Annotated in this window: 13 protein-coding genes and 2 pseudogenes; 10 read left to right on the forward strand and 5 right to left on the reverse strand. The window is 74.1% G+C overall.

Annotated features, from left to right (window positions below):
- Nucleotides 1–88 precede the first annotated feature (88 nt).
- A complete protein-coding gene (locus ACQP0U_RS24320; RefSeq protein ID WP_433311163.1) occupies nucleotides 89–4,918 on the forward strand; it encodes a WG repeat-containing protein in 4,830 nt (1,609 codons plus the stop codon).
- Between the two features lie 44 nt (nucleotides 4,919–4,962).
- Complete coding sequence (locus tag ACQP0U_RS24325) at nucleotides 4,963–5,961, forward strand: aldo/keto reductase family protein (protein ID WP_433311165.1); 999 nt, start codon at nucleotides 4,963–4,965, stop codon at nucleotides 5,959–5,961.
- Nucleotides 5,962–6,019: 58 nt separating this feature from the next.
- Here the strand turns inward: ACQP0U_RS24325 and ACQP0U_RS24330 are convergent, their stop codons facing one another.
- The gene (locus ACQP0U_RS24330; RefSeq protein ID WP_433311168.1) at nucleotides 6,020–6,817 is read right to left on the reverse strand and encodes a site-2 protease family protein; all 798 of its coding nucleotides are present in this window, start codon (nucleotides 6,815–6,817) and stop codon (nucleotides 6,020–6,022) included.
- Nucleotides 6,817–7,017 carry a hypothetical protein gene (locus ACQP0U_RS24335; RefSeq protein ID WP_433311171.1) on the reverse strand — a complete coding sequence of 67 codons (201 nt, stop codon included), beginning with the start codon at nucleotides 7,015–7,017 and terminating at the stop codon, nucleotides 6,817–6,819. Before ACQP0U_RS24335 ends, ACQP0U_RS24330 begins: the two co-directional genes overlap by 1 nt.
- A 144-nt stretch (nucleotides 7,018–7,161) precedes the next feature.
- On the opposite strand from ACQP0U_RS24335, the gene ACQP0U_RS24340 reads away from it, so the two are divergent.
- From ACQP0U_RS24340 to ACQP0U_RS24360, 5 genes and pseudogenes are all read left to right on the forward strand, one after another.
- A complete protein-coding gene (locus tag ACQP0U_RS24340) occupies nucleotides 7,162–8,235 on the forward strand; it encodes a serine/threonine-protein kinase (protein ID WP_433311174.1) in 1,074 nt (357 codons plus the stop codon).
- A 144-nt stretch (nucleotides 8,236–8,379) separates the two neighbouring features.
- The gene (locus ACQP0U_RS24345) at nucleotides 8,380–8,988 is read left to right on the forward strand and encodes a hypothetical protein (protein ID WP_433311176.1); all 609 of its coding nucleotides are present in this window, start codon (nucleotides 8,380–8,382) and stop codon (nucleotides 8,986–8,988) included.
- 59 nt (nucleotides 8,989–9,047) lie between these two features.
- A pseudogene (locus ACQP0U_RS24350) lies at nucleotides 9,048–10,954 on the forward strand (bifunctional adenosylcobinamide kinase/adenosylcobinamide-phosphate guanylyltransferase).
- Nucleotides 10,944–11,716: pseudogene (locus ACQP0U_RS24355) on the forward strand (adenosylcobinamide-GDP ribazoletransferase). The pseudogenes ACQP0U_RS24350 and ACQP0U_RS24355 overlap by 11 nt, the downstream one beginning before the upstream one ends.
- A 67-nt stretch (nucleotides 11,717–11,783) precedes the next feature.
- The gene (locus ACQP0U_RS24360) at nucleotides 11,784–13,088 is read left to right on the forward strand and encodes a DUF2314 domain-containing protein (RefSeq protein ID WP_433311178.1); all 1,305 of its coding nucleotides are present in this window, start codon (nucleotides 11,784–11,786) and stop codon (nucleotides 13,086–13,088) included.
- Between the two features lie 82 nt (nucleotides 13,089–13,170).
- Here the strand turns inward: ACQP0U_RS24360 and gcvT are convergent, their stop codons facing one another.
- The gene (gene gcvT, locus ACQP0U_RS24365) at nucleotides 13,171–14,301 is read right to left on the reverse strand and encodes a glycine cleavage system aminomethyltransferase GcvT (protein WP_433311181.1); all 1,131 of its coding nucleotides are present in this window, start codon (nucleotides 14,299–14,301) and stop codon (nucleotides 13,171–13,173) included.
- A 162-nt stretch (nucleotides 14,302–14,463) separates the two neighbouring features.
- Here gcvT and ACQP0U_RS24370 point away from each other — a divergent pair, with 162 nt between their 5' ends.
- Nucleotides 14,464–16,038: a leucyl aminopeptidase gene (locus tag ACQP0U_RS24370; protein WP_433311183.1), complete on the forward strand. Its 1,575-nt coding sequence runs from the start codon at nucleotides 14,464–14,466 to the stop codon at nucleotides 16,036–16,038.
- A 47-nt stretch (nucleotides 16,039–16,085) separates the two neighbouring features.
- Here ACQP0U_RS24370 and ACQP0U_RS24375 read toward each other — a convergent pair whose 3' ends face one another.
- Nucleotides 16,086–16,415 (reverse strand): hypothetical protein, encoded by a 330-nt coding sequence (locus ACQP0U_RS24375; RefSeq protein ID WP_433311186.1) that lies wholly within the window; start codon nucleotides 16,413–16,415, stop codon nucleotides 16,086–16,088.
- 178 nt (nucleotides 16,416–16,593) lie between these two features.
- Between ACQP0U_RS24375 and lpdA the strand changes: the two genes are divergently transcribed.
- Nucleotides 16,594–17,985 (forward strand): dihydrolipoyl dehydrogenase, encoded by a 1,392-nt coding sequence (gene lpdA, locus ACQP0U_RS24380; protein ID WP_433311189.1) that lies wholly within the window; start codon nucleotides 16,594–16,596, stop codon nucleotides 17,983–17,985.
- Nucleotides 17,986–18,051: 66 nt separating this feature from the next.
- The gene (gene sucB / locus ACQP0U_RS24385) at nucleotides 18,052–19,890 is read left to right on the forward strand and encodes a 2-oxoglutarate dehydrogenase, E2 component, dihydrolipoamide succinyltransferase (protein WP_433311191.1); all 1,839 of its coding nucleotides are present in this window, start codon (nucleotides 18,052–18,054) and stop codon (nucleotides 19,888–19,890) included.
- 63 nt (nucleotides 19,891–19,953) lie between these two features.
- Here the strand turns inward: sucB and ACQP0U_RS24390 are convergent, their stop codons facing one another.
- Entirely contained in the window at nucleotides 19,954–20,889 is a 936-nt protein-coding gene (locus ACQP0U_RS24390; protein ID WP_433311194.1) for an SDR family NAD(P)-dependent oxidoreductase, read from the reverse strand.
- Between the last annotated feature and the right edge of the window lie 15 nt (nucleotides 20,890–20,904).

The following is a 20,904-nucleotide window of genomic DNA, read 5'->3' on the forward strand; positions in this document are numbered from 1 at the left end:
CGCCCAGCGGTCCCCCGGCGACGGCTGCGGACAGCTCACCCCCGGCGAGAATCGGCCCGGCGGCCGGGTGCGGCGACGGGCTCGACGGATGAACGGCCGCTACGCCGACCGGTGGCCAGACCCGAACGAACCGTCCTGGGTGGTCGAACCGACCACCGAGTGGCACCCCCAGTTCCCCGGCCAGCGCTACCCCGGCGACATCGGCATGCCGCACCAGCCGCCACCGCGCGGCCGGGCGACGGTGTCCGGCCGCGCCGAGGTGCCGCCGCTCGCGCCCACCCGCCCGGACGGCACCTACCTCGGCCGCTCGTGGTCCGACGAACCACCGGCGGAACAAGCGCCCCACGGCCGGTCGTGGGTGGACGACGAGCCGGACGAGACACCTACCTACGGCCGACCCCGCGGCGACGAGCGCTCAACTGACACGTCCACCTACGGCCGACCCGACAGCGCCGACTCCCGCCACTACGACCACGAGCCGTACCGTCGACCGCTGCCCGAGCCACCCCGCCGCGAGGAACGCCGCTCCCCCGAGTCGGACCGACGTACCGCCTGGTCCGACCGACGACCGCCCGACGAGCGGGGGCCCGCGCGGGAAGCCGCCTGGCACCGGGACCAGCCCAGCACCGAGCGGTACGACAGCCGCCGTCCCCGGCAGGAGCCCGCCGAGCGGGATCGGGGTTACCGGGGCACGCCGCCGGTCTCCCCCGGGCCCCGGCCCGAGCCCGGCTGGGTGCCCGAGCCGGACGACGCACCACGTCGACGCGGCACACCGGAGCGAACAGCCGCCGGTTACGAACGGCAGCCCGGCGACGGGTACGGCGTCCGACCCAACCACGACCACGACGGCCGGATCGCCGACGGGGCCGACCCGTGGGCACCCGTGGACGGCCGTACGCGATACCGCTCCGACGGGTACCCGGACCGGGCCGCCGACGACCCGCGCCGCCCAGAGCCGCGCTACCGCGCGGACGAGGGGGTCGGCGCAGCACCCGCACCCAACGGTGGACGACGGCGTCGGCCCGAGCCGGACCTGCCCGACCAGCCCCGCCCCGACGACGACAGGCGTCGGCCCGACACCGACCCGCACCGGCAGCAGCCCCGTGAGGCGGCGGCCCGCGCCGAGGCGTACCCGGACCGGCGACCCCGCGAGCAGGCCCGCCCGGACGCGTACCGCGAGAACGGGTACCGCGAGGACGCGCCTCGGGAGGACTCGTACCGCGAGCCCCGGCCGCAGCCGGCCCAGCGGTCGGACGGCAGTCTGCCCTGGCCAGCGCCGGGTCCGGTGCGTCAGGACCGCACCACGGACCGCACCCGGGAGCCGGGCCACCGCACCGACCCACAGCGCGCCGCAGACCCGCACCGCACCGACCCCCACCGCAGCCCCGACCCGAACCGCAGCCCCGACCCGAACCGCACCGCCGACCCGTACCGCACGACCGACCCGTACCGCAGCGCTGAGCCGGGCACCGCGTCGCGGCCGGCCGCCCGGCAGGAACGGCCGGCGGCCACGCCGTCCCGGCCTGACGAGCGACCCGCGGCCTCCCCGGCGCGGTACGACGAGCGACAGGTACGCCCAGCCGCGGCGGCGCCGTCCACGTCCGGCCGTGCCATGCCTGTTCCCCCGGTCGCCCCGGAGCGACAGGTGTCGCCGGCCCCCGTCTCGCCCGGCTGGGACCGACCTGTGTCGGCTGCCCCGGTCTCCCCTGGTTGGGACCGACCGGTGTCGCCAGCCCCGGTCTCGCCCGGCTGGGACCGACCGGTGTCGGCGGCCCCGGTCTCCCCCGCCGCCGCGGAACGGCCGGTGTCGCCGGCGCCCGTCTCTCCGGCCGCGCGCGCCTGGGACGGACAGGTGTCAGCCGCCCCCGCCGCCGCGGAACGGCCGGTGTCCCCGGCGCCCGTCTCCCCCGCCGCGCCCGGCTGGGACCGACAGGTGTCGGCTGCCCCGGTCTCGCCCGCCTCCGACCGGCCCGTCTCGGGGCCACCCGCCGCACGCCTGCGGCTGGAGTACCTGCCCGCGCCGGTGGACCCGCCCGGTGCCGACGAGCGGTCGGATGCCCCGCCGGCATCGGGACGCCGACCGCTGGCCGAACCGCCACCGGCGTCCGGGGCGCACCCCACGCCGCCGCCGCGTTACCCCGGCCCGGCCACCGGCGACCGACCGGCGGAGCAGCGTCGCGGCGAGGAGCCGGGCCTGGACCGCCGCCGGGTCGGCGACCCGCTGGCCGGCACCCCACCGACCGACCGCCGCCCGGTCTCCCCGGACCGCCCGTACTCGCCGGAGCGGCCGCACTCCGCCGATCGACAGGCAACGCCGGATCGACAGGCGGCGCCGCAACGCTCGTACTCGCCCGAGCGGCCGGCCCCGACGGCGGACGCGCGCCCGTCGGTGGCTCCACCGCCCACGTGGCAGGCACCTGGACCACCGGCAACCCGCCCGGCCCCGGCCGACCCGGCCCCGGCGGCTCCTGCTCCTGCGGCCTCGCAGCCGCTGGCGGAGGACGTCGCGCCGGCGCTCCCACCGGCGCCCGGTACGCCCCGCCGCTACGTACCCCCGCCGCCCTCGGAAGAGCCGCTGGCGCCCGTTCGCGAGCCGGACGACGTCCCGGGCCCCCGCGGGCCGGAAGCGTGGTTCAGCTCCGCTCAGCCCACCGAGTCCGACCAGGACGAGCCGGCGACGGACCAGCAGTCGTTCGACCCGGCCGACGACGAGGCGACGGCAGGTGAGCCCGACCTCTCCACGACACCTGCCACATCGGACGCGGAGACGTCGACACCGACGGCCGACACCCACCTCGACGTGGCCGACGAGCACGCCAGCGGGTGGACACCAGACGACGCCTTCGCCCCGGTCTCCGCGCCACCCGCCCACGAAGCCGAGATCGGAGCCGAGGTCGAGGTCGAGGTCGACCAGCAGCCCCTCAGCGCTCCCCCGAACGACGACACCGATCCGGTCGAGCAGGGCCAGTCAGACGAACTCGCGCCGCACGACGAGCCGGCGGACGCGACTGACGATCCGAGCCCGATCCCGACGGATGGCTGGCTAGCCGACGAGTGGCCGGGCGACCCGGCACTGTCCGCGAGTTCTGCGGACGACTCGGACCCACCGGTCTCGGCACCGCCCGTCTCGGCACCGCCGGTCTCGGCACCGCCCGCCTCGGCCACGCCGGTCTCCGCTCCCCCGGCACCTCCGGTATCGGCCCCGCCTGCCGCACCCGTCTCCGCACCGCCAGCGTTCGCCACGGCACCCGTCTCCGCGCCGCCAGCGTTCGCCACGGCACCCGTCTCCGCACCGCCGACGCCCGTCTCCGCGCCACCGCACTCCGCAGCACCGGTCTCCGCGCCACCAACGCCGTCCGCGGCCCCGGTGTCCGCACCACCCGCGTCAGCGCAGCCGGACTCCCTGGCGCCCGTCTCCGCGCCACCAACGCCCGTCTCCGCGCCACCAGCGCCCGTCTCCGCGCCACCAGCGCCCGTCTCCGCGCCTCCGGCGTCGGTGGAGCCGACGTCCGCGCCACCCGCCTCGGCCGCACCCGACGCGAGGATCGGCTCGGACGGGGAGAACGTGCCGGTGTCCGCGCCGCCCGACGACGCACCCCCGGTGGCGACCCGCCCGTCGCTGGCCGACCCGGGCGATCCGGAGCAGGTGCTGGCCGCGTACCGCTGGCGGTTGGACCCGGTCACCCTGCGCGAGGAGCTGACCGAGCCGGACGACCTGCGGGCCATCCGGCGGCGACTGACCGAGAAGTTGGGCTCGGCGGTCGACAACCGCGCCCGGGCCCGGCTGCTCAGCCTGCGGGCGGTGGCGTCGCGGATTCTCGGCGACCTGGACGACGCGCTGGCCGACGGTCGGCTCGCCCTCACCTACGCCGAGGCAACCGGGGAGCTGCGCCGGACCGCGTTGGCCCAGGCCCGGCTGGCGCACGTGCTGCGCTGGCGCGGCGACTTCGCCGAGGCGGACCAGCTCTTCGCCCAGGCCAATTCGATCGAGTTGCCGGACCGGTTGCGGGCCGCGTTGCACGAGCACGCCGGGCGGTCGTGTTACGACCAGGGACGGCTCATGGAGGCCTGCGTTCACTTCGAGAAGGCGCTCGATCTGCGCGGGGCTGCCGACGCCGAGTTGCTGGACCGGGTCCGGCTGGCCCTCGACGCGGTCACCGTCCGGGCCGAGGCGGATGGCTTCGGGCCGTACCCCCGGGGTCGGGACGAGGTGCTCGACCGCGACCGGCCCCCGTTGCCGGAGCGGGACGGGTCGCTGTGGGGTTACACCAGCCCGGACGGTGACGTGGCGATCCCCGCCCGGTACGCGGAGGCGCAGCCCTTCCACGACGGGTTGGCCTGGGTCCGGCGGCCGGACACCGACCGCTGGTCGCTGATCAACCTGCTCGGTACGACGGTGATCCCGCCGTCCTTCCGGGCCGCGCACCCGTTCAGCGACGGCCTGGCCTGGGTGGTCGGCGAGGGCGGTTGGACCGCGATCGACGCGACCGGCGCGGTGCAGGTCGCGCCCAACTTCGCCGAGGTACGACCGTTCCGGCGTGGGCTGGCCGCGGTGCGGCGCGAGGGGTGGGGGGCTGTCGACCGGACCGGCCGCATCGTCGTGCCCACCCGCTACCACGGCTTCGTCACCGAGTTGGCCGACGGCCAGCAGATCGACGGTTTCACCGACGAGGGGCTCGCCGTGGTCGACGTGGCGGGTCGGCGGGGCGTGGTGGACCGCACCGGCACGGTGCTGGTCCCGCCGGCGCACCCGGTGCTTGTCATCCACCCGGTGGCCTTCCTGGTCGAGAGCGGCAACGGGCGGTGGGGTGCGCTGGACCGGCGCGGCGTGCCGCTCATCGACCCGGTGCACCGCGATCGCGCCGAGGTGCTGGAGGAGATCGACCGACTACTCACCGACGCCAACCCGGTGCTCTGAGTCGCCGGTCAGCATCAGTGATCCACTAGAGCTAGGGTCGGAACATGGAATTCCGACACCTGGGCCGTTCCGGCCTGTTGGTCAGCGAGATCTCGTACGGCAACTGGATCACCCACGGTTCGCAGGTCGAGGAGGACGCCGCGTTCGCCTGCGTCCGGGCCGCCCTCGACGCGGGGATCACGACCTTCGACACCGCCGACGTGTACGCCGGCACCCGGGCCGAGGACGTGCTCGGCCGGGCGCTGCAGAACGAGCGCCGTGAGGGCCTGGAGATCTTCACCAAGGTCTACTGGCCGACCGGCCCCGGCCGCAACGACCGTGGTCTGTCCCGCAAGCACATCATGGAGTCGATCAACGGCTCGCTGCGCCGACTGCGCACCGACTACGTGGACCTCTACCAGGCCCACCGCTACGACGGCAGCACCCCGCTGGAAGAGACGATGGAGGCGTTCGCCGACGTCGTCCACTCCGGCAAGGCGCACTACATCGGCGTCTCCGAGTGGACCGCCGCGCAGCTGCGCGCCGCCCACCCACTCGCCCGGGAGCTGCACATCCCGCTGGTCTCCAACCAGCCGCAGTACTCGCTGCTCTGGCGGGTCATCGAGGCCGAGGTCGTGCCGGCCAGCGAGGAACTGGGCATCGGGCAGATCGTCTGGTCGCCGATGGCGCAGGGCGTGCTCTCCGGCAAGTACCTGCCGGGCCAGCCGCCGCCGGCCGGGTCCCGCGCCACCGACGAGAAGTCCGGTGCGGGCTTCATCTCCCGGTTCATGAACGACGACGTGCTGACCCGGGTCCAGCAGCTCAAGCCCCTCGCCGAGCAGGCCGGGCTCAGCATGGCCCAGCTCGCCGTGGCGTGGGTGCTGCAGAACCCGAACGTCTCGTCGGCGATCATCGGCGCGTCCCGCCCCGAGCAGGTGCACGACAACGTGAAGGCGGCCGGCGTGAAGCTCGACGCCGACCTGCTGAAGGCGATCGACGACATCGTGGCACCGATCGTCGAGCGGGACCCGGCGAAGACCGAGTCCCCCGCGCAGCGTCCCTGACGGGATTCCGGCCCGGCCGGCGCGAACCCTCGCGCCGGCCGGGCCGGGTCAGGTCGGCTCAGCCCTGCCAGAAGCGGATCAGCTCCAGGCCGGTGGCGTAGAGCCACGAGGGCAGACCGAGCAGGTCACCGACCGCGAAGACCGCGTCGAAGAACCAGCCGCCGATGCGCGGGTTCCACAGCAGCGCGAAGAGCAGGATGAAGCCGTACGGGGCGAACAGGTCGTACATCTTGCGCCACTGCGGGTTGAGCCACGGCTGGATCATGTTGCCGCCGTCCAGGCCGGGCACCGGCAGCAGGTTCAGCACACTGGCGGTGAGCTGGAGGAAGGCGAGCAGCGCCACCCCGGCCCAGAACTCCACCGGACCACCCGACTGGGTGCCGAACCGCACCGCCGCCACCAACACCAGCGTGAACAGCACGTTTGTCGCCGGGCCGGCGAGGCTGACCAGGGTGTGCCGCAGTCGACCCGGGATGGCGTGCCGGTCCACCCAGACCGCGCCACCCGGCAGGCCGATGCCGCCGAGCAGGACCACCACCACCGGTAGCACGATCGACAGCAACGGGTGGGTGTACTTCAACGGGTTGAGCGTCAGGTAGCCGCGGTGTGCGATGTCCCGGTCGCCGGCCCGGTAGGCCACCACCGCGTGGGCGTACTCGTGCAGGCAGAGCGACACCAGCCAGCCGGACACCACGAACAGGAACACGTTGAACCGGACGTTGCCGTACCCGTTCCAGGTCAGCACCCCGCTGACCGCGAAGAGGGCGACCAGGCCGAGGAAGACCGGGCTGGGCCGGAACGCCGCCCTGGGTACGCCGAGGACCAGCCCGTCGCCGCCCGGGCGGTCGTAGGCCATCACTCGGCCGTGGGCAGCAGGCTCATCCGGTACTCCACCCGGTCGTCCTCCAGGAGCGCGACCGAGGTGACGCCGGACGCCGCGAGCTCCCGCCAGGTCTGACCGATCCAGGATTCGGCGTCGGCCTGGCTGCCGAACGACTCCGCCGGTCCCTCGACCGTCTGACCGTCCGTGCCCTCGTACCGCCAGCTCCACGCCATGCCGCGTCTCCCCTCGCCGCTGAAGTCCCCGTGGGACGAACCCTCGCCAGCGTAGTCGGCCCGGCGAGCAACGGCCGCTCGCTCGCCCCGGCGGGACCCACGGGGTGGATCGATCCCATCGGCGCCGGCCGGTACGGTGGCCCGGTGTTGACACGGGGAGTGCTGCTCGGCGACCGGTACCGGCTGGGCGAGCGGGTGGCCACAGGTGGGATGGGCGCGGTCTGGCGCGGCACGGACGTGCTGCTGGAACGCGAGGTCGCGGTGAAGGTGCTGCTGCCGTCGCTGGTCGCCGATCCGGAGTTCACCGCCCGGTTCCGGGCCGAGGCCCGGATGCTGGCCGCGCTGCGGCACCCCGGTGTGGTTCCGGTGCACGACGTGGGGCAGGCCGCGCTCGACGACGGCAGCCAGGTCGACTACCTGGTGATGGAGTACGTCGAGGGCGAGCCGTTGTCCGCCCGGGTGCGCACGGTGGGGCGGCTGGATCCGGCCACCACCATGTCGGTGCTGGCCCAGGCCGCGGACGCGCTGCACACCGCCCACCTCGCCGGCATCGTGCACCGCGACGTGAAGCCGGGCAACCTGCTGGTCAAGGCCGACGGCACTGTGGTGCTCGTCGACTTCGGCATCGCCCGGTCCCGCAACATGGCCGGGCTCACCGCCGCGAACATGGTGCTCGGCACCGCCTCGTACATGTCCCCCGAGCAGGCCACCGGGCAGCCGGTCTCGGCCGCCACCGACGTCTACGCGCTCGGCGCGGTGGCGTACTTCTGCCTTGCCGGGCAGCCGCCCTTCCACGGTGACAACCCTCTCGCGGTGGCGCTCCGGCACGCCCAGGAGGACCCGGCGGCGCTGCCGGCGGACACCCCACCGGCGGTCGCCGCCGTGGTGGCGCGCGCGCTGGCCAAGCGTCCGGAGGACCGGTTCGGCAGCGCCGCTGAGTTGGCCGCTGCCGCCGCCGAGGCCCGCGACGCGACCCTGGCGCGCATCCCGGTCTCGGCCCGCCCACCGTGGGCGCTGGCCGGTCCCACCCCGGAGCGCCCGCGGCCCATCCGGTCACCCCGGCCGCTGCGCCTCCCGTCCCGACGCCGCCGGCCACGCCGGCCCCCGCGCCGCCGGCGGCACCGACGCCCTCGGCCGGGCCGACGCCGACCGGGCGGCCCGCGCCGATCGGGGCTGCCGCCGTACGCATGCCGGCAGGCTTCGCGGCCTCGCCGGTGACCGGGCCGGGGTCGACCCGCGAGGACGTGTTGGGGAGGGGGCCGTCCGGCCGACGTCGGCACCTGCTGATCGGGGTCGGCGCGGTCGCTCTCGTGGCGGTGATCGCCGTGGCCGTGGCGGCACTACGGCCCGACGGGGAGCCGGGTGGGGCGGATCGTCCGCCCGCGCTGGCCGGCGAATCGGCGGCAGCCCCGGCGGCGACGTGCTCGACGACGCGGGTGCGAGCACGTCCGGCCCCCGCCCAGCGGCACCCCGGGCGCCAGCCGCACCGCGTCCGCCGGGCCGACCGTCTCCGGCGGAGGAACCGACGCGCCGTCCGCCGCCCCGAACCCGCAGACCACGACGCCGGGCGGCACGCCGACCGGCACGACGAGCAACCGACCGACGCCCGGTCGCACCCCGTCGAGCCGACCCAACCCGTACACGGCCGCGCAGGCGTGCGGCAGCGGCTACCAGATGATCGACTCAGCGACGCTGACCGGCGGTGACGGGCAGCGCAAGGGCCGGGTCTTCCTGCTGTACCACGCGGGCACCGGCACCAACTGCGTGGTCACCCTCAAGGACACCGCGGTCGGCGCGAAGTCGGCGGCCTCGGCGTACCTGGAGGTGCAGGGGCGCAAGCGCAGCACCGACAGCGGGTCCTTCGACTACTACGCCGGCCCGGTGCGGGCCAGCGCCGCCGGGACGTGCGTCAAGTGGGGCGGCTCCACCGGCGGAGTCAGTTACGGCAGCGGGTTCGAACACTGCGACTGAACGACGGCGAGCACCGGGCCGGCAGGCACCGCAACCCTGGGCGGCCTTAAGGTACGGGCATGTCCGTAGACGGGTGGAACACGGTCCTGGTGCTCGGCGGTATCCGGTCCGGCAAGTCCGAGTTCGCCGAGTCCCTGGTCACCGACGCGCCGGTGGTCCGCTACGTCGCCACCGCGCCCGAGGGCGACCCGGAGGACACCGAGTGGGCGACCCGGCTGGCGGCGCACCGCGCCCGACGGCCGGGTAGCTGGACCACCGAGGAGACCACCGAGGACCCGCGCCGGCTGGCCGACGTCCTGGAGTCCGCCGAGCCCAACGAGACGGTGCTCGTCGACGACCTGGGCGGCTGGGTGACGGTGCTGCTCGACCCGGATCACCAGCCCGCCGACGACGTGGCGACGATCGCCGAGCTGGCCGAGGCGATCCGCGGGTGCGCCGCCCGGGTGGTGCTGGTGAGCCCCGAGGTGGGGCTGTCGCTGGTGCCGACCACCCCGCTGGGCCGGGCGTTCACCGACGCGTTGGGCGCGGCCAACCGCGCGGTCGCCGACGCCTGCGACGCGGTCGTGCTGGTCGTCGCCGGTCAGCCGGTCTGGCTCAAGCCGGTCGCCGCCGCGACCGAGCCGGCCGCTCCCGCGACCGCGCCGACCGCCGCCGCCACCGCAGCGGCCGTGGCGAGCCTCGCCGACGACGAGGCGACCCCGAGGTGCAGCTGCCCGACGTGCTGACCCACACGCCGCCGGCCGCCCCGACCCCGGAGCCGGGCAACCCGTGGGCCGCACCGACCATGGCGCTGCCGATGGTGGCCACCGGGCTGGTCATCCAGCCCGGCATGGAGCTGCCGATGCCCGACGAGTACGCGGGCCCGCAGGCGGTGGACCGACTGGCCACGCTTGACGTACCGGGCGCCGGGCTGGGCGTGCTGGACCGGGTGGTGGGCTTCGCCGCCGCCACCCAGGGCACCTCGACCCCCGCCGCCTGGGGCTCGGTGCGGGTACTGCTGCTGCACGGCGACCACGCCGGCGGGGCGGCCGCCGGCACCGTCGCCGGTGAGTCCGCGCGCCGCGCCGCGCAGGCCCGCGCCGGCCGGGGCGCGTTGGCGCGGCTGGCCGCCGAGAGCGGCGCCAGTCTGCAGGTGGTGGACACTCCGGCCTCCGCGCCGATCGAGGACCAGCCGGCGCTCGCGCCGGAGCAGGTGGAGTCCGCCCTGCGCTACGGCTGGCGACTGGCCGAACAGGCCGCCGACGCCGGCGTACAACTGCTGGTGCTCGGGGCGTGCGGCGCCGGCACCGAGGCGGCCGCCGCGGCGGTGCTAGCGGCGACAGCGGGCGCGGAGCCGCCCGCCGTGCTGGGCCGGGTGATCACCGAATCCGGCGAGATCGACGACGCGGCGTGGATGATCCGCTGCGCGGCGGTACGCGATGCGCTGCACCGCACCCGACGCTCGTCGCGTGGCGCCAAGGACATCCTGGCCGAGCTGGGCGGCGGCGACGTGGCAGTGGCCACCGGTGTGCTGCTCGGCGCCACCGCCCGCCGGGTGCCGGTGCTGCTCGACGGGCCGGTCGGGATGGCCGCCGGCATGGTGAGCCGTGACCTGGCCGGGCAGGCCCGGCACTGGTGCCTCCTGGCCGACCACGGCGGGCACCCGGCCGTGCGGCTCGCCGCCGACGTGCTGGGGCTCACCCCGCTGCTCGACCTGCGGCTGGATCTCGGCGAGGGCGCGAACGCCCTTGTCGCGCTGCCGCTGCTGCGCTCGGTGCTGGCGCTGTCCGCCGCGCTGCCGCCGCACCCGTCGCTGGGCGGCGCGGACGACACCGACCCGGCGGCCGACGAGCCCGAGTCCACCGACCCGAGCTACGCCGACCCGGATCTCGCCGAGCCCGACTTCGCCGAGCCGGAACCGGCCGGCCCGGGCCCGGCCAGCACCGGGGCGGACGAGCAGGCGGCGTCGGGCTGGCGTGCCGGCTGAGCCACGGCTCCTCGCGGGAGCCCGGCTGGCGGTCACCACGTTCACCACGCTTCCGGTGCGGGCCGGGCGCATCGATCGCCCGGTCGCCGGCACGGCGATGGCCCTCGCCCCGCTGGTCGGCGCGGTGCTCGGCGCCCTGCTGGCCGGTGTGCTGCTGCTGGCCGGCGCGCTCGCTCCCCGCTGGTGGCGGCCGGTGTGACCGTCGGCGCCGCCGCGCTGCTCACCCGGGGGCTGCACCTGGACGGGCTGGCCGACACCGTGGACGCGCTCGGCTCGTACCGGCGGGGCGCGGCCGCCCTGGAGATCATGAAGAAGCCGGACGTCGGCCCGTTCGGGGTGGTCGCCCTGGTGGTCGTACTGCTGGTGCAGGCGGCGGCGCTCGCCGACCTGGCGGGTCGGTCCTGGCCGGCGTGTCTCGCGGCGGTGGTCGCGGCGACCGCGGCCGGGCGGTTCGGCGTCACGGTGGCCTGCCGGCGGGGAGTGCCGGCGGCCCGGCCCGACGGGCTGGGCGCGCTGGTCGCCGGCACGGTCGGCCCGGTGGCCGTGGCCGTCGGCGCGGTCGCCGTCGTACTGCTGGCGGTGCCCGCGGTTCCGGGCCGTCCGTGGCAGGGGCCACTGGCCGTCGTCGCCGCCGTCGCCGTCGCGCTACCGCTGCTCACCCACGTGGTACGCCGGCTCGGCGGGATCACCGGCGACGTCCTGGGGGCGACCGTCGAGGTGGTCACCACGCTGGTCTACCTGGGTCTGGTGCTGTCCGGCTGAACCGGGCACGGCGGGCCGGGTAGCGTTCGGCTCGACAACACCGGCGCGGCCACCGGGGGATCCCACAATGCTCATCACGGACGACTTCCTGCCCGTACCGGTGCCGGAATCGCTCAGCGCGACCTACCTGGTGCCGATGACGGGGCTACCGAAGGTCAGTGCGAAGACCGCGGTGGCGGCCCTGACCGGCCGACTGGCCGAGCCGGTGCACGGGCTGGCCCGGCAGATGCTCGACAGCCCGCTGATGAGCGTCGACACCCGCCCGATCGCCGAGTTCCCCGAGCTGCCACCGGACCTGCTCACCGCGTTCGGCGCCACCAAGGAGCAGTTGGCCCGGCTGGCGGCGGCGACGCACCTGGTGGTCGTCCAGGCCGAGTACCGGCCCGGCTGGCCACCCGCGCACGAGTGGTCCGCCAGGGCTGTCGCGGCCGCCGTCGCGGAGTCCGTCGACAGCGACGTGGTGGACGTCTTCGGCCTCCAGTTCCTCGACCCGGCGACCGCGCTGCGCTCCCTCCCCGACGAGCAGGGCCACATCCGACTTGTCGACTGGGTGCTGGTGCCGTACTCGTCGGACACCGAGGGCCTGTGGTTCACCACCAAGGGGCTGCGCCGCTTCGGCCTGCTGGAGTTGCAGACCCAGGGGGTGCCCGACCACCTCACCCGTGCCTGGGGTGCGGTGATGACCGGGGCGGCGCGCCGGCTGCTGCGGGACTGGACCGACGGGCTCACCGGCGAGGAGGTGCCGGCGTTCGTGCAGCTGCCGGTGCTGGCCACTGTCACCGGGCACGACATCGCGGTGGCGTACGGCAACCCGGAGCAGCACGGCGCCACCGCCCCGGTGCTGCTCCGCCTCGAACTGGACCCGGCGACCGACCCGGAGGCCGACTCGTTCCTCAGCCTGCGCCCGCCGGCCGGGCACCCTGGGCCGGACGGGCGCTACTACGCCGCCGCCTGCGCGACCCTGTTCTCCGGGATCCAGCCGGACGTGCGCTACGCCCGCTCCGGTGACGCGATGAGCCGTGCGGTCGCCACCGCCCGCGCCGCGCTCGACGGCGCGCGGGCCCGGTTCGTCGCCGGCCAGCTCCCCACCGAGTCGCAGCTCGTGGTCAAGTACGGCCTGCCCGGAGACGACGGCCCGGAGTACGTCTGGGCGGGCGTCACCTCGTGGGAGACCCCGGAGCGCATCGTCGGCGTGAGCGCCAGCGACGCCAACACCGACCAGAGCGTCCGCATCGGCGCCCCCGTCGTGGTGGAGACGTCCGGAGTGGTCGACTGGGCAATCCTGGACGCGACAGGCGTCATCGAAGGCGGCTGGACCCAGGCAGTCCTGGATTCCGGCGAACCCCCCACCCCCGACACCCACCCGCGTTGATCATGAAGTTATTGCCACCGCCAGCGGCGTGTCGTGGCAATAACTTCATGATCAACCAGGCCGGCGGGAAGGCGCGGGGGGGTTACCGCACTGAGGGGGTTACGAAGGGGGGCTTCGTCAGGGTCAGGGGGGCTCGGCGGCCTCGGATGTCGATCTCGACCTCGTCGCCGTCGGTGAGGTTGGCGTCGGTGTCCAGCAGGGCCAGCGCGATGCCCTGCTTGCGGGTCGGGGAGAAGGTGCCGCTGGTCACGATGCCGACCTGGGTGTCACCCACGTGCAGGGTCATGCCGGGCCGCGGGATGGCCCGGTCGACGGCCACCAGGCCGCGCAGCGTACGCCGAGGGCCCGCCGCCTTCTCCGCGAGCAGCGCGTCGCGGCCCCAGAAGGCCGGCTTGTCCCAACCGACCGCCCAGCCGGAGCGGGCCTGCACCGGGCTGATGTCCAGGGAGAGGTCCTGCCCGTGCAGCGGGTAACCCATCTCGGTACGCAGCGTGTCCCGGGCGGCCAGCCCGCAGGCGCGCAGCCCGAACGTCGCGCCGACGGCGAAGAGCTGGTCCCAGACGGCCACCGCGTGCTCCGCCGGCACCACCAACTCGTAACCCAGCTCACCCGTGTAGCCGGTACGGCAGACGGTCAGCTCGACTCCGGCCAGGCTCGCGGCGGAGAAGCTCATGTAGCCGTGCTCGGTGGGCAGGTCCAGGGCGGCCAGCAACTCGGCCGAGCGGGGGCCCTGCACGGCCAGCACCGCGTACGCCTCGTGCTCGTCGGTGACGCTCACCTGCGCGGGCGCGGCGGCGCGCAACCGGCGCACCACCTCCGCGGTGTTCGCCGCGTTCGGGATGAGGAAGACGTGGTCCTCGGCGTAGAGGTAGGCGATGATGTCGTCCACCACGCCACCGGTGGCGTCGTCGCAGCAGAGCGTGTACTGCGCCCGGCCCGGGCCGATCCGGCCCAGGTCGTTGCTGAGGCAGGAGTTGACGAAGTCGGCCGCGCCGGGGCCGCTCACCCGGGCCTTGCCCAGGTGCGACACGTCGAAGACCCCGACCGCCGTACGCACCGCGGTGTGCTCCTTGAGCACCCCGCCGCCGGCGTACTCCAGCGGCATCTCCCAGCCCCCGAAGGGGGCGAACTTGGCTCCGGCGGCGGTGTGCCGCTCGTGCAGCGGGGAACGGCGCAGCCGGGTCGCGGCGGCGTCGGAGGTCACGTCGGTCATGGGTGGCAACTTACCGGGGGCAACGTCGCTGGTTAGCATCGGCGGGAGCCCGCTGGCGCTGTCGGCGGGACAGCCATGACGTCCGGCAGGTAGGTTCCGCCGGAGACCTTCACCGCTGGTACGCGACGCCGCGACCGGCCCGGCCCGCCCGGAGTAGCTTCAGTGACTTCACCCCGCACCACCAACCTGAGCCTGGTCGACACCGACCCGGCCGAGCTCGCCGTCGACGCGATCGTGATCGGCGTGCACAGCCAGACCGGAGAGCAGGGCGCCACCAGCGGCCTCGCCGGCACCCTGCTGCTCGCCAGCGGCGCGGAGAGCATCGCGGCCGCGTTCGACGGCAAGCTGACCGAAACCCTCGCGCTGCTCGGCGCGACGGGCGGGCCGGGTGAGGTCATCAAGCTGGCCACGCTGGGCACCGTGACCGCCCCGCTGGTCACCGCGGTCGGGCTCGGCCCGGAGCCGTCGGGTGCCGCCCCGGCCCCGGAGACGCTGCGCCGGGCCGCCGGTGCCGCGATCCGGGCCCTGGCGGGCGCACCGACCGTCGCGCTGGCGCTGCCGCTGCCGGACGACGCGGACGCGTCTGCCGAGCTGCGCGCGGTCGCCGAGGGCGCGCTGCTGGGTGGGTACCGGTTCGCCGGCTACAAGACCCGGCCCCAGCCGACCCGGCGGGAGCCGGTGGCCGAGGTGCTCATCGCGGTGCCGGATGCCGGCGACGCGGGTGCCCAGGCCGAGATCACCCGGGCGCAGGCGGTGGCCGGCGCGGTCCGGCTCAGCCGGGACTGGGTGAACACCGCGCCGAACGAGCTGCGTCCGCCGTCGTTCGCCGACGCGGTCGCGAGCGCGGCCCGCGAGGCGGGTCTCGGCGTCGAGGTGCTGGACGAGGCGGCGCTGGCCGCTGGCGGGTACGGCGGCATCGTCGCGGTCGGGCAGGGTTCGGAGGCCCCGCCGCGGCTGGTGAAGCTGACCTACACCCCGCAGGGCGGTGGCAACGGCAAGCGGGTCGCGCTTGTCGGCAAGGGCATCACCTTCGACACCGGCGGCATCTCGATCAAGCCGGCGCAGGGCATGTGGGAGATGAAGTCCGACATGGCGGGCGCCGCCGCGGTGGGCGCGGCCATGCTGGCGATCGCCGCGCTGAAGCCGACGGTGGCGGTCAGCGCGTACCTGCCGATGGCGGAGAACATGCCGTCGGGCACCAGCTACCGGCCCGGTGACGTGATCACGATGTTCAACGGCAAGCGGGTCGAGGTGCTCAACACCGACGCCGAGGGCCGGATGATCCTGGGCGACGCCATCGCCCGCGCCTGCGCGGACGGCACCGACTACCTGTTCGAGACCTCCACCCTGACCGGTGGCCAGGTCATCGCGCTGGGCAAGCGGGTGGCCGGCGTGATGGGCACCCCGGAGCTGTGCGACCGGGTGAAGGTGGTCGGCGACTCCGTCGGCGAGCCGGCCTGGCCGATGCCGCTGCCCGACGACGTCCGTAAGGGCATGGAGTCGGATGTGGCGGACATCTCGCAGGTCAACGCCGGAATGGACCGGGCCGGTCACATGCTGCAGGGCGGCGTGTTCCTGCGCGAGTTCGTGACCGACGACGTGGCCTGGGCGCACATCGACATCGCCGGGCCGGGCTACCACTCGGGCGAGCCGACCGGTTACTGGACCAAGGGCGGCACGGGTGTTCCGGTCCGCACGCTGGTGCAGCTCGTCGAGGATGTCGCCACCAACGGCTGACGGACACGCGCGAAGGGGCCCCCTGAGCAGGGGCCCCTTCGCGTGTCTCAGTACCGCTCGGGGCGACGTTTGCGGCGCTCGTTGAAGTCGCGCATCCGCTGCGGGTAGCCCATCAGCCGGACGTCGTACACCGGGATGCCCATCCGGTGCGCGAAACGCCGGGCCCCGTCCGGGCCGTCGATCCGCCGGCGGGTCCACTCCCCGTCGTCGGCGATCAGGATGACGGTGGTCTCCGTCACGGTCGTCCTGGGCTCGATATAAGCCTCGACGCCGCGCCGGCTCCGGATGAAGTTCTCCAGATGGACCAGATCGCCACGATCGGCGGCACGGTCATGGCTCGGCACAGCCGCCTGTTTGCGGCGCCGGAACAACCCCACCGGATCTCTCCCCCACCGTGCGTCATCGACAACGGTGCCAAGGGTACGTGTCGATGACGTGTCGTTGGGCACCTCAGTACGCACCCTGTGCCCAGTGGTGACAAGATGACCGAGGTGGGGTGTGTCCGTGTTACATCCCCGTGACCCCCGATGCAGCGACGCGACCTGGGAGTTGGACGTGAGCGAGCCGAACGAAGCGACCTTCGACATTGTCATTCTCGGAGGTGGCAGCGGCGGCTACGCGACCGCGCTGCGCGCCGTCCAGCTGGGCCTGAAGGTCGCGCTGGTGGAGAAGGGCAAGCTCGGGGGCACCTGCCTGCACAACGGCTGCATCCCGACGAAGGCCCTGCTGCACGCGGCCGAGATCGCCGACCAGGCCCGCGAGTCGGAGCAGTTCGGTGTGAAGGCCGAGCTGATCGGCATCGACATGGCCGGGGTCAACGCGTACAAGGACGGCGTCATCTCCCGCCTGTACAAGGGCCTGCAGGGCATGCTGAAGGGCAACAAGGGGATCACGATCGTCGAGGGCGCCGGCAAGCTCGTCGGCAAGAACGTGGTCGAGGTGGACGGCAAGCGCTACACCGGCCGCAACATCGTCCTGGCCTCCGGCTCGTACGCGAAGAGCCTGCCCGGCCTGGAGGTCGACGGCGAGCGGATCATCACCAGCGACCACGCCCTGACGATGGACCGGGTGCCGTCGTCGGTGATCGTGCTCGGTGGCGGCGTGATCGGCGTCGAGTTCGCCAGCGTGTGGAAGTCCTTCGGCGTGGACGTGACGATCGTCGAGGCGCTGCCCCGGCTGGTCGCCGCCGAGGACGAGGAGTCGTCGAAGGCGCTGGAGCGGGCGTTCCGCAAGCGGAAGATCAACTTCAAGGTCGGCAAGCCGTTCGAGAAGGTCGAGAAGACCGAGAGCGGCGTCAAGCTGACCATCCAGGGCGGCGAGACCGTCGAGGCGGAGCTGCTGCTGGTCGCCGTCGGTCGCGGCCCGAACACCGCCAACCTCGGGTACGAGGAGCAGGGCGTCAAGATGGACCGCGGCTACGTGCTGACCGACGAGCGGCTGCGCACCAGCGTGCCGAACGTCTACGCCGTCGGCGACATCGTGCCCGGCCTCCAGCTCGCGCACCGGGGCTTCCAGCAGGGCATCTTCGTGGCCGAGGAGATCGCCGGGCAGACCCCCGCCGTGATCGACGAGGTGGGCATCCCGCGCGTCACCTACTGCGACCCGGAGCTGGCGTCGGTGGGTCTCACCGAGGCCAAGGCCAAGGAGCAGTACGGCGCCGACAAGGTCAAGACGTACAACTACAACCTGGGTGGCAACGGCAAGAGCCAGATCCTCAAGACCACCGGCTTCGTGAAGCTGGTTCGGGTCGAGGACGGCCCGGTGGTCGGCGTGCACATGATCGGCGCCCGGGTGGGTGAGCTGATCGGTGAGGCACAGCTGATCTACAACTGGGAGGCGTACCCGGCCGAGGTCGCCCAGCTCGTGCACGCTCACCCGACCCAGAACGAGGCCCTGGGCGAGGCGCACCTGGCCCTCGCCGGCAAGCCGCTGCACGCGCACGCCTGATCATCCAAACCGCGGCGTCCGGCGACGGGCGAAGATCCCACCAGGGGAATGAAGGAGTCTCAGAAAATGCCGGTATCGGTCACCATGCCCCGGCTCGGCGAGAGCGTCACCGAGGGCACCGTCACTCGCTGGCTCAAGCAGGAGGGCGACACGGTCGAGGTTGACGAGCCCCTGCTCGAGGTCTCGACCGACAAGGTCGACACCGAGATCCCGTCGCCCGCTGCGGGCGTGCTGAGCCGGATCGTTGTCGGCGAGGACGAGACGGCCGAGGTCGGCAGCGAGCTGGCTGTCATCTCCGGTGAGGGCGAGTCGACCGGCGGTGGCGAGGCCGCCCCGCAGGAGCAGGCTCCGGCCGAGTCGGTCGAGCCGGCCACCGAGCCGACGGCCGCCGCCGAGGGCACCGCCGACGAGGTGGCCCAGGACGAGGCTCCGGCCGAGGCGCCGGCTCCGGCCGCCGCCTCGTCGGGCGAGGGCACCGCGGTGAAGATGCCCGCCCTGGGCGAGAGCGTCACCGAGGGTACGGTCACCCGCTGGCTGAAGCAGGTCGGTGAGACCATCGAGGTCGACGAGCCGCTGCTGGAGGTCTCCACCGACAAGGTGGACACCGAGATCCCGTCGCCGGTCGCCGGCACGGTGCTCGAGATCAAGGTCGCCGAGGACGAGACCGCCGCGGTCGGCGCCGACCTGGCGATCATCGGCGTTGCCGGCGGTGCTCCCGCCCCGGCGCAGCCCGAGCCGAAGCCCGAGCCGAAGGCGGAGGCCAAGCCCGCGCCGAAGGCCGAGCCGACGCCGGCGCCGAAGGTCGAGGAGCCGACGCAGGGCGCCTCCTACAACGAGCCCGCCGCGGAGACCGAGAGCTCGGCGCAGCCGGCGAAGACCGAGCAGGCCGCGCAGCCGGCCGCGTCGACCCCGACGCCGCCGCGCCCGTCCGCGCCGGCACCGGGTGCCGGCGAGGAGGCCGCCGGGTACGTGACCCCGCTGGTGCGCAAGCTGGCCAGCGAGCACGGCGTCGACCTGGCCGCGCTCAACGGCACCGGCGTGGGTGGCCGGATCCGCAAGCAGGACGTGCTGGAGGCTGCCGAGAAGGCGAAGGCCGCCGCTGCCGCTCCGGCCGCCGCACCGGCCGCCGCACCGTCGGCGCCCACCGCCAAGCCGGCCGCCAAGCCGCAGCCGAGTGGCAAGCGGGGCACCACCGAGAAGCTGCCGCGCATCCGCAAGGCCATCGCCACCCGGCTGCACGAGTCGCTGCACGAGATGGCGCAGCTCACCACCGTGATCGAGGTGGACGTCACCCGGGTCGCCAAGCTGCGCGCCCAGGCGAAGGACTCCTTCGTGCAGCGGCACGGCGTGAAGCTGTCCTTCCTGCCGTTCTTCGCGCTCGCGGCCATCGAGGCGCTGCAGACGTACCCGGTGGTCAACGCCCGGATGGACCTGGCCGGGGGCACGATCACCTACCCGGAGGCCGAGCACCTCGGCATCGCCGTGGACACCGAGCGTGGGCTGTTGACGCCTGTCATCCACAACGCCGGTGACCTCAACCTGGGCGGCATCGCCAAGCGGGTCGCGGACCTGGCCGAGCGGACCCGGACCAACAAGATCAGCCCGGACGAGATCGCCGGGGCGACGTTCACGCTGACCAACACGGGCAGCCGGGGCGCGCTCTTCGACACCCCGATCGTGCCGTCGCCGCAGTCGGCGATGCTCGGCACGGGTGCCGTGGTCAAGCGGCCGGTAGTGGTCAACGACCCGGAGCTGGGTGAGGTCGTCGCGATCCGGTCGATGGTCTACCTGGCCCTGTCGTACGACCACCGGCTGATCGACGGCGCCGACGCGGCCCGCTTCCTGGCCGCGGTGAAGGAGCGGCTGGAGGCCGGCAACTTCGAGTCGGAGCTGGGCCTGGCCTGATCTACCCGCAACGCCGAGAGGGCGCCCCGGTCGTCGACCGGGGCGCCCTCTCGTCTGTGCTCGTCAGCCCTTGAGCAGGGCCGTCGAGACCTGCCAGAGCCGCTCGGCGGCCTCCGGGTCCAACGCGTACGCCGCGACGCCCGTCCGCCCACCGGGCTGGTTGGGGGCGGCCTCCTGACAGTCCTCGAAGTAGCGCCCACCCACGCCGTCGAGCAGCGGTGACGCGGCGACCAGCACGGAGGTGGCGGCACCCTGCTCGACTGTCTTCCAGGTCGCCGCGTTACCGGAGCGCAGCCGGTTCAGCTCCTCCTCGCTGACGTAACGCTGGAGGTTGGTCCGGATCGCGCCGGGCATCAGCGAGTTGGTGAGAATGCCGTCGTCGGCCCACCGCCGGGTGGCGTCCACGGCGAACAGCACGTTGGCCGTCTTGGACTGCCCGTACGCCTGCCACGGCTCGTACTCCCGTTTGTCGTACTGGATGTCCTCGAAGACCACGGGTGAGCGCAGGTGGGCGGCGGAGCTGACCGAGACGATCCTGGCCCCGTCGCCGGCCGCGAGTGCCGGGCGCAGCCCGGTGGCGAGCGCGAAGTGCCCCAGGTGGTTCGTGGCGAACTGCATCTCCCAGCCCTGCGGGGTGCGGGACAGGGGTGCGGCCATGATGCCGGCGTTGTTGACCAGGATGTGCAACGGGCCGTCCCAGTTGGCCACGAAGTCGGCAACCGAACCCTGGTCGGCGAGGTCGAGCGGCGCGACCAGGACGCGGTCGTTGCCTGTGGTGTCGGTGATGTCGTTGGCGGCCTGCTGGCCCGCGTCCGGGTTGCGGACGGCCAGGGTGACCTCCGCACCGGCGCTGGCCAGGGCGCGGGCGGTCTCCACGCCGATCCCGGAGGACCCGCCGGTGACGATCGCCCGCCGCCCGACGAGGTCCACGCCCTGAATCACGTCCATGGCGGTGGAGTGATGGGTGAACGAAGTGGTGATCGGGTTGTTCGTCGTCATTGTCCATCCTTGTCC

The sequence above is a fragment of the Micromonospora sp. CA-269861 genome (assembly GCF_050948505.1).
Lineage (GTDB): Bacteria > Actinomycetota > Actinomycetes > Mycobacteriales > Micromonosporaceae > Micromonospora.

What these genes read in the sequence shown, in the direction of transcription:
- ACQP0U_RS24320 (WP_433311163.1), top strand. Translation starts at nt 89, where the DNA reads ATGAACGGCCGCTACGCCGACCGGTGGCCAGACCCGAACGAACCGTCC.
- ACQP0U_RS24325 (WP_433311165.1), top strand. Translation starts at nt 4,963, where the DNA reads ATGGAATTCCGACACCTGGGCCGTTCCGGCCTGTTGGTCAGCGAGATC.
- ACQP0U_RS24330 (WP_433311168.1), bottom strand. Translation starts at nt 6,817, where the DNA reads ATGGCCTACGACCGCCCGGGCGGCGACGGGCTGGTCCTCGGCGTACCC.
- ACQP0U_RS24335 (WP_433311171.1), bottom strand. Translation starts at nt 7,017, where the DNA reads ATGGCGTGGAGCTGGCGGTACGAGGGCACGGACGGTCAGACGGTCGAG.
- ACQP0U_RS24360 (WP_433311178.1), top strand. Translation starts at nt 11,784, where the DNA reads ATGCTCATCACGGACGACTTCCTGCCCGTACCGGTGCCGGAATCGCTC.
- gcvT (WP_433311181.1), bottom strand. Translation starts at nt 14,301, where the DNA reads ATGACCGACGTGACCTCCGACGCCGCCGCGACCCGGCTGCGCCGTTCC.
- sucB (WP_433311191.1), top strand. Translation starts at nt 18,052, where the DNA reads ATGCCGGTATCGGTCACCATGCCCCGGCTCGGCGAGAGCGTCACCGAG.
- ACQP0U_RS24390 (WP_433311194.1), bottom strand. Translation starts at nt 20,889, where the DNA reads ATGACGACGAACAACCCGATCACCACTTCGTTCACCCATCACTCCACC.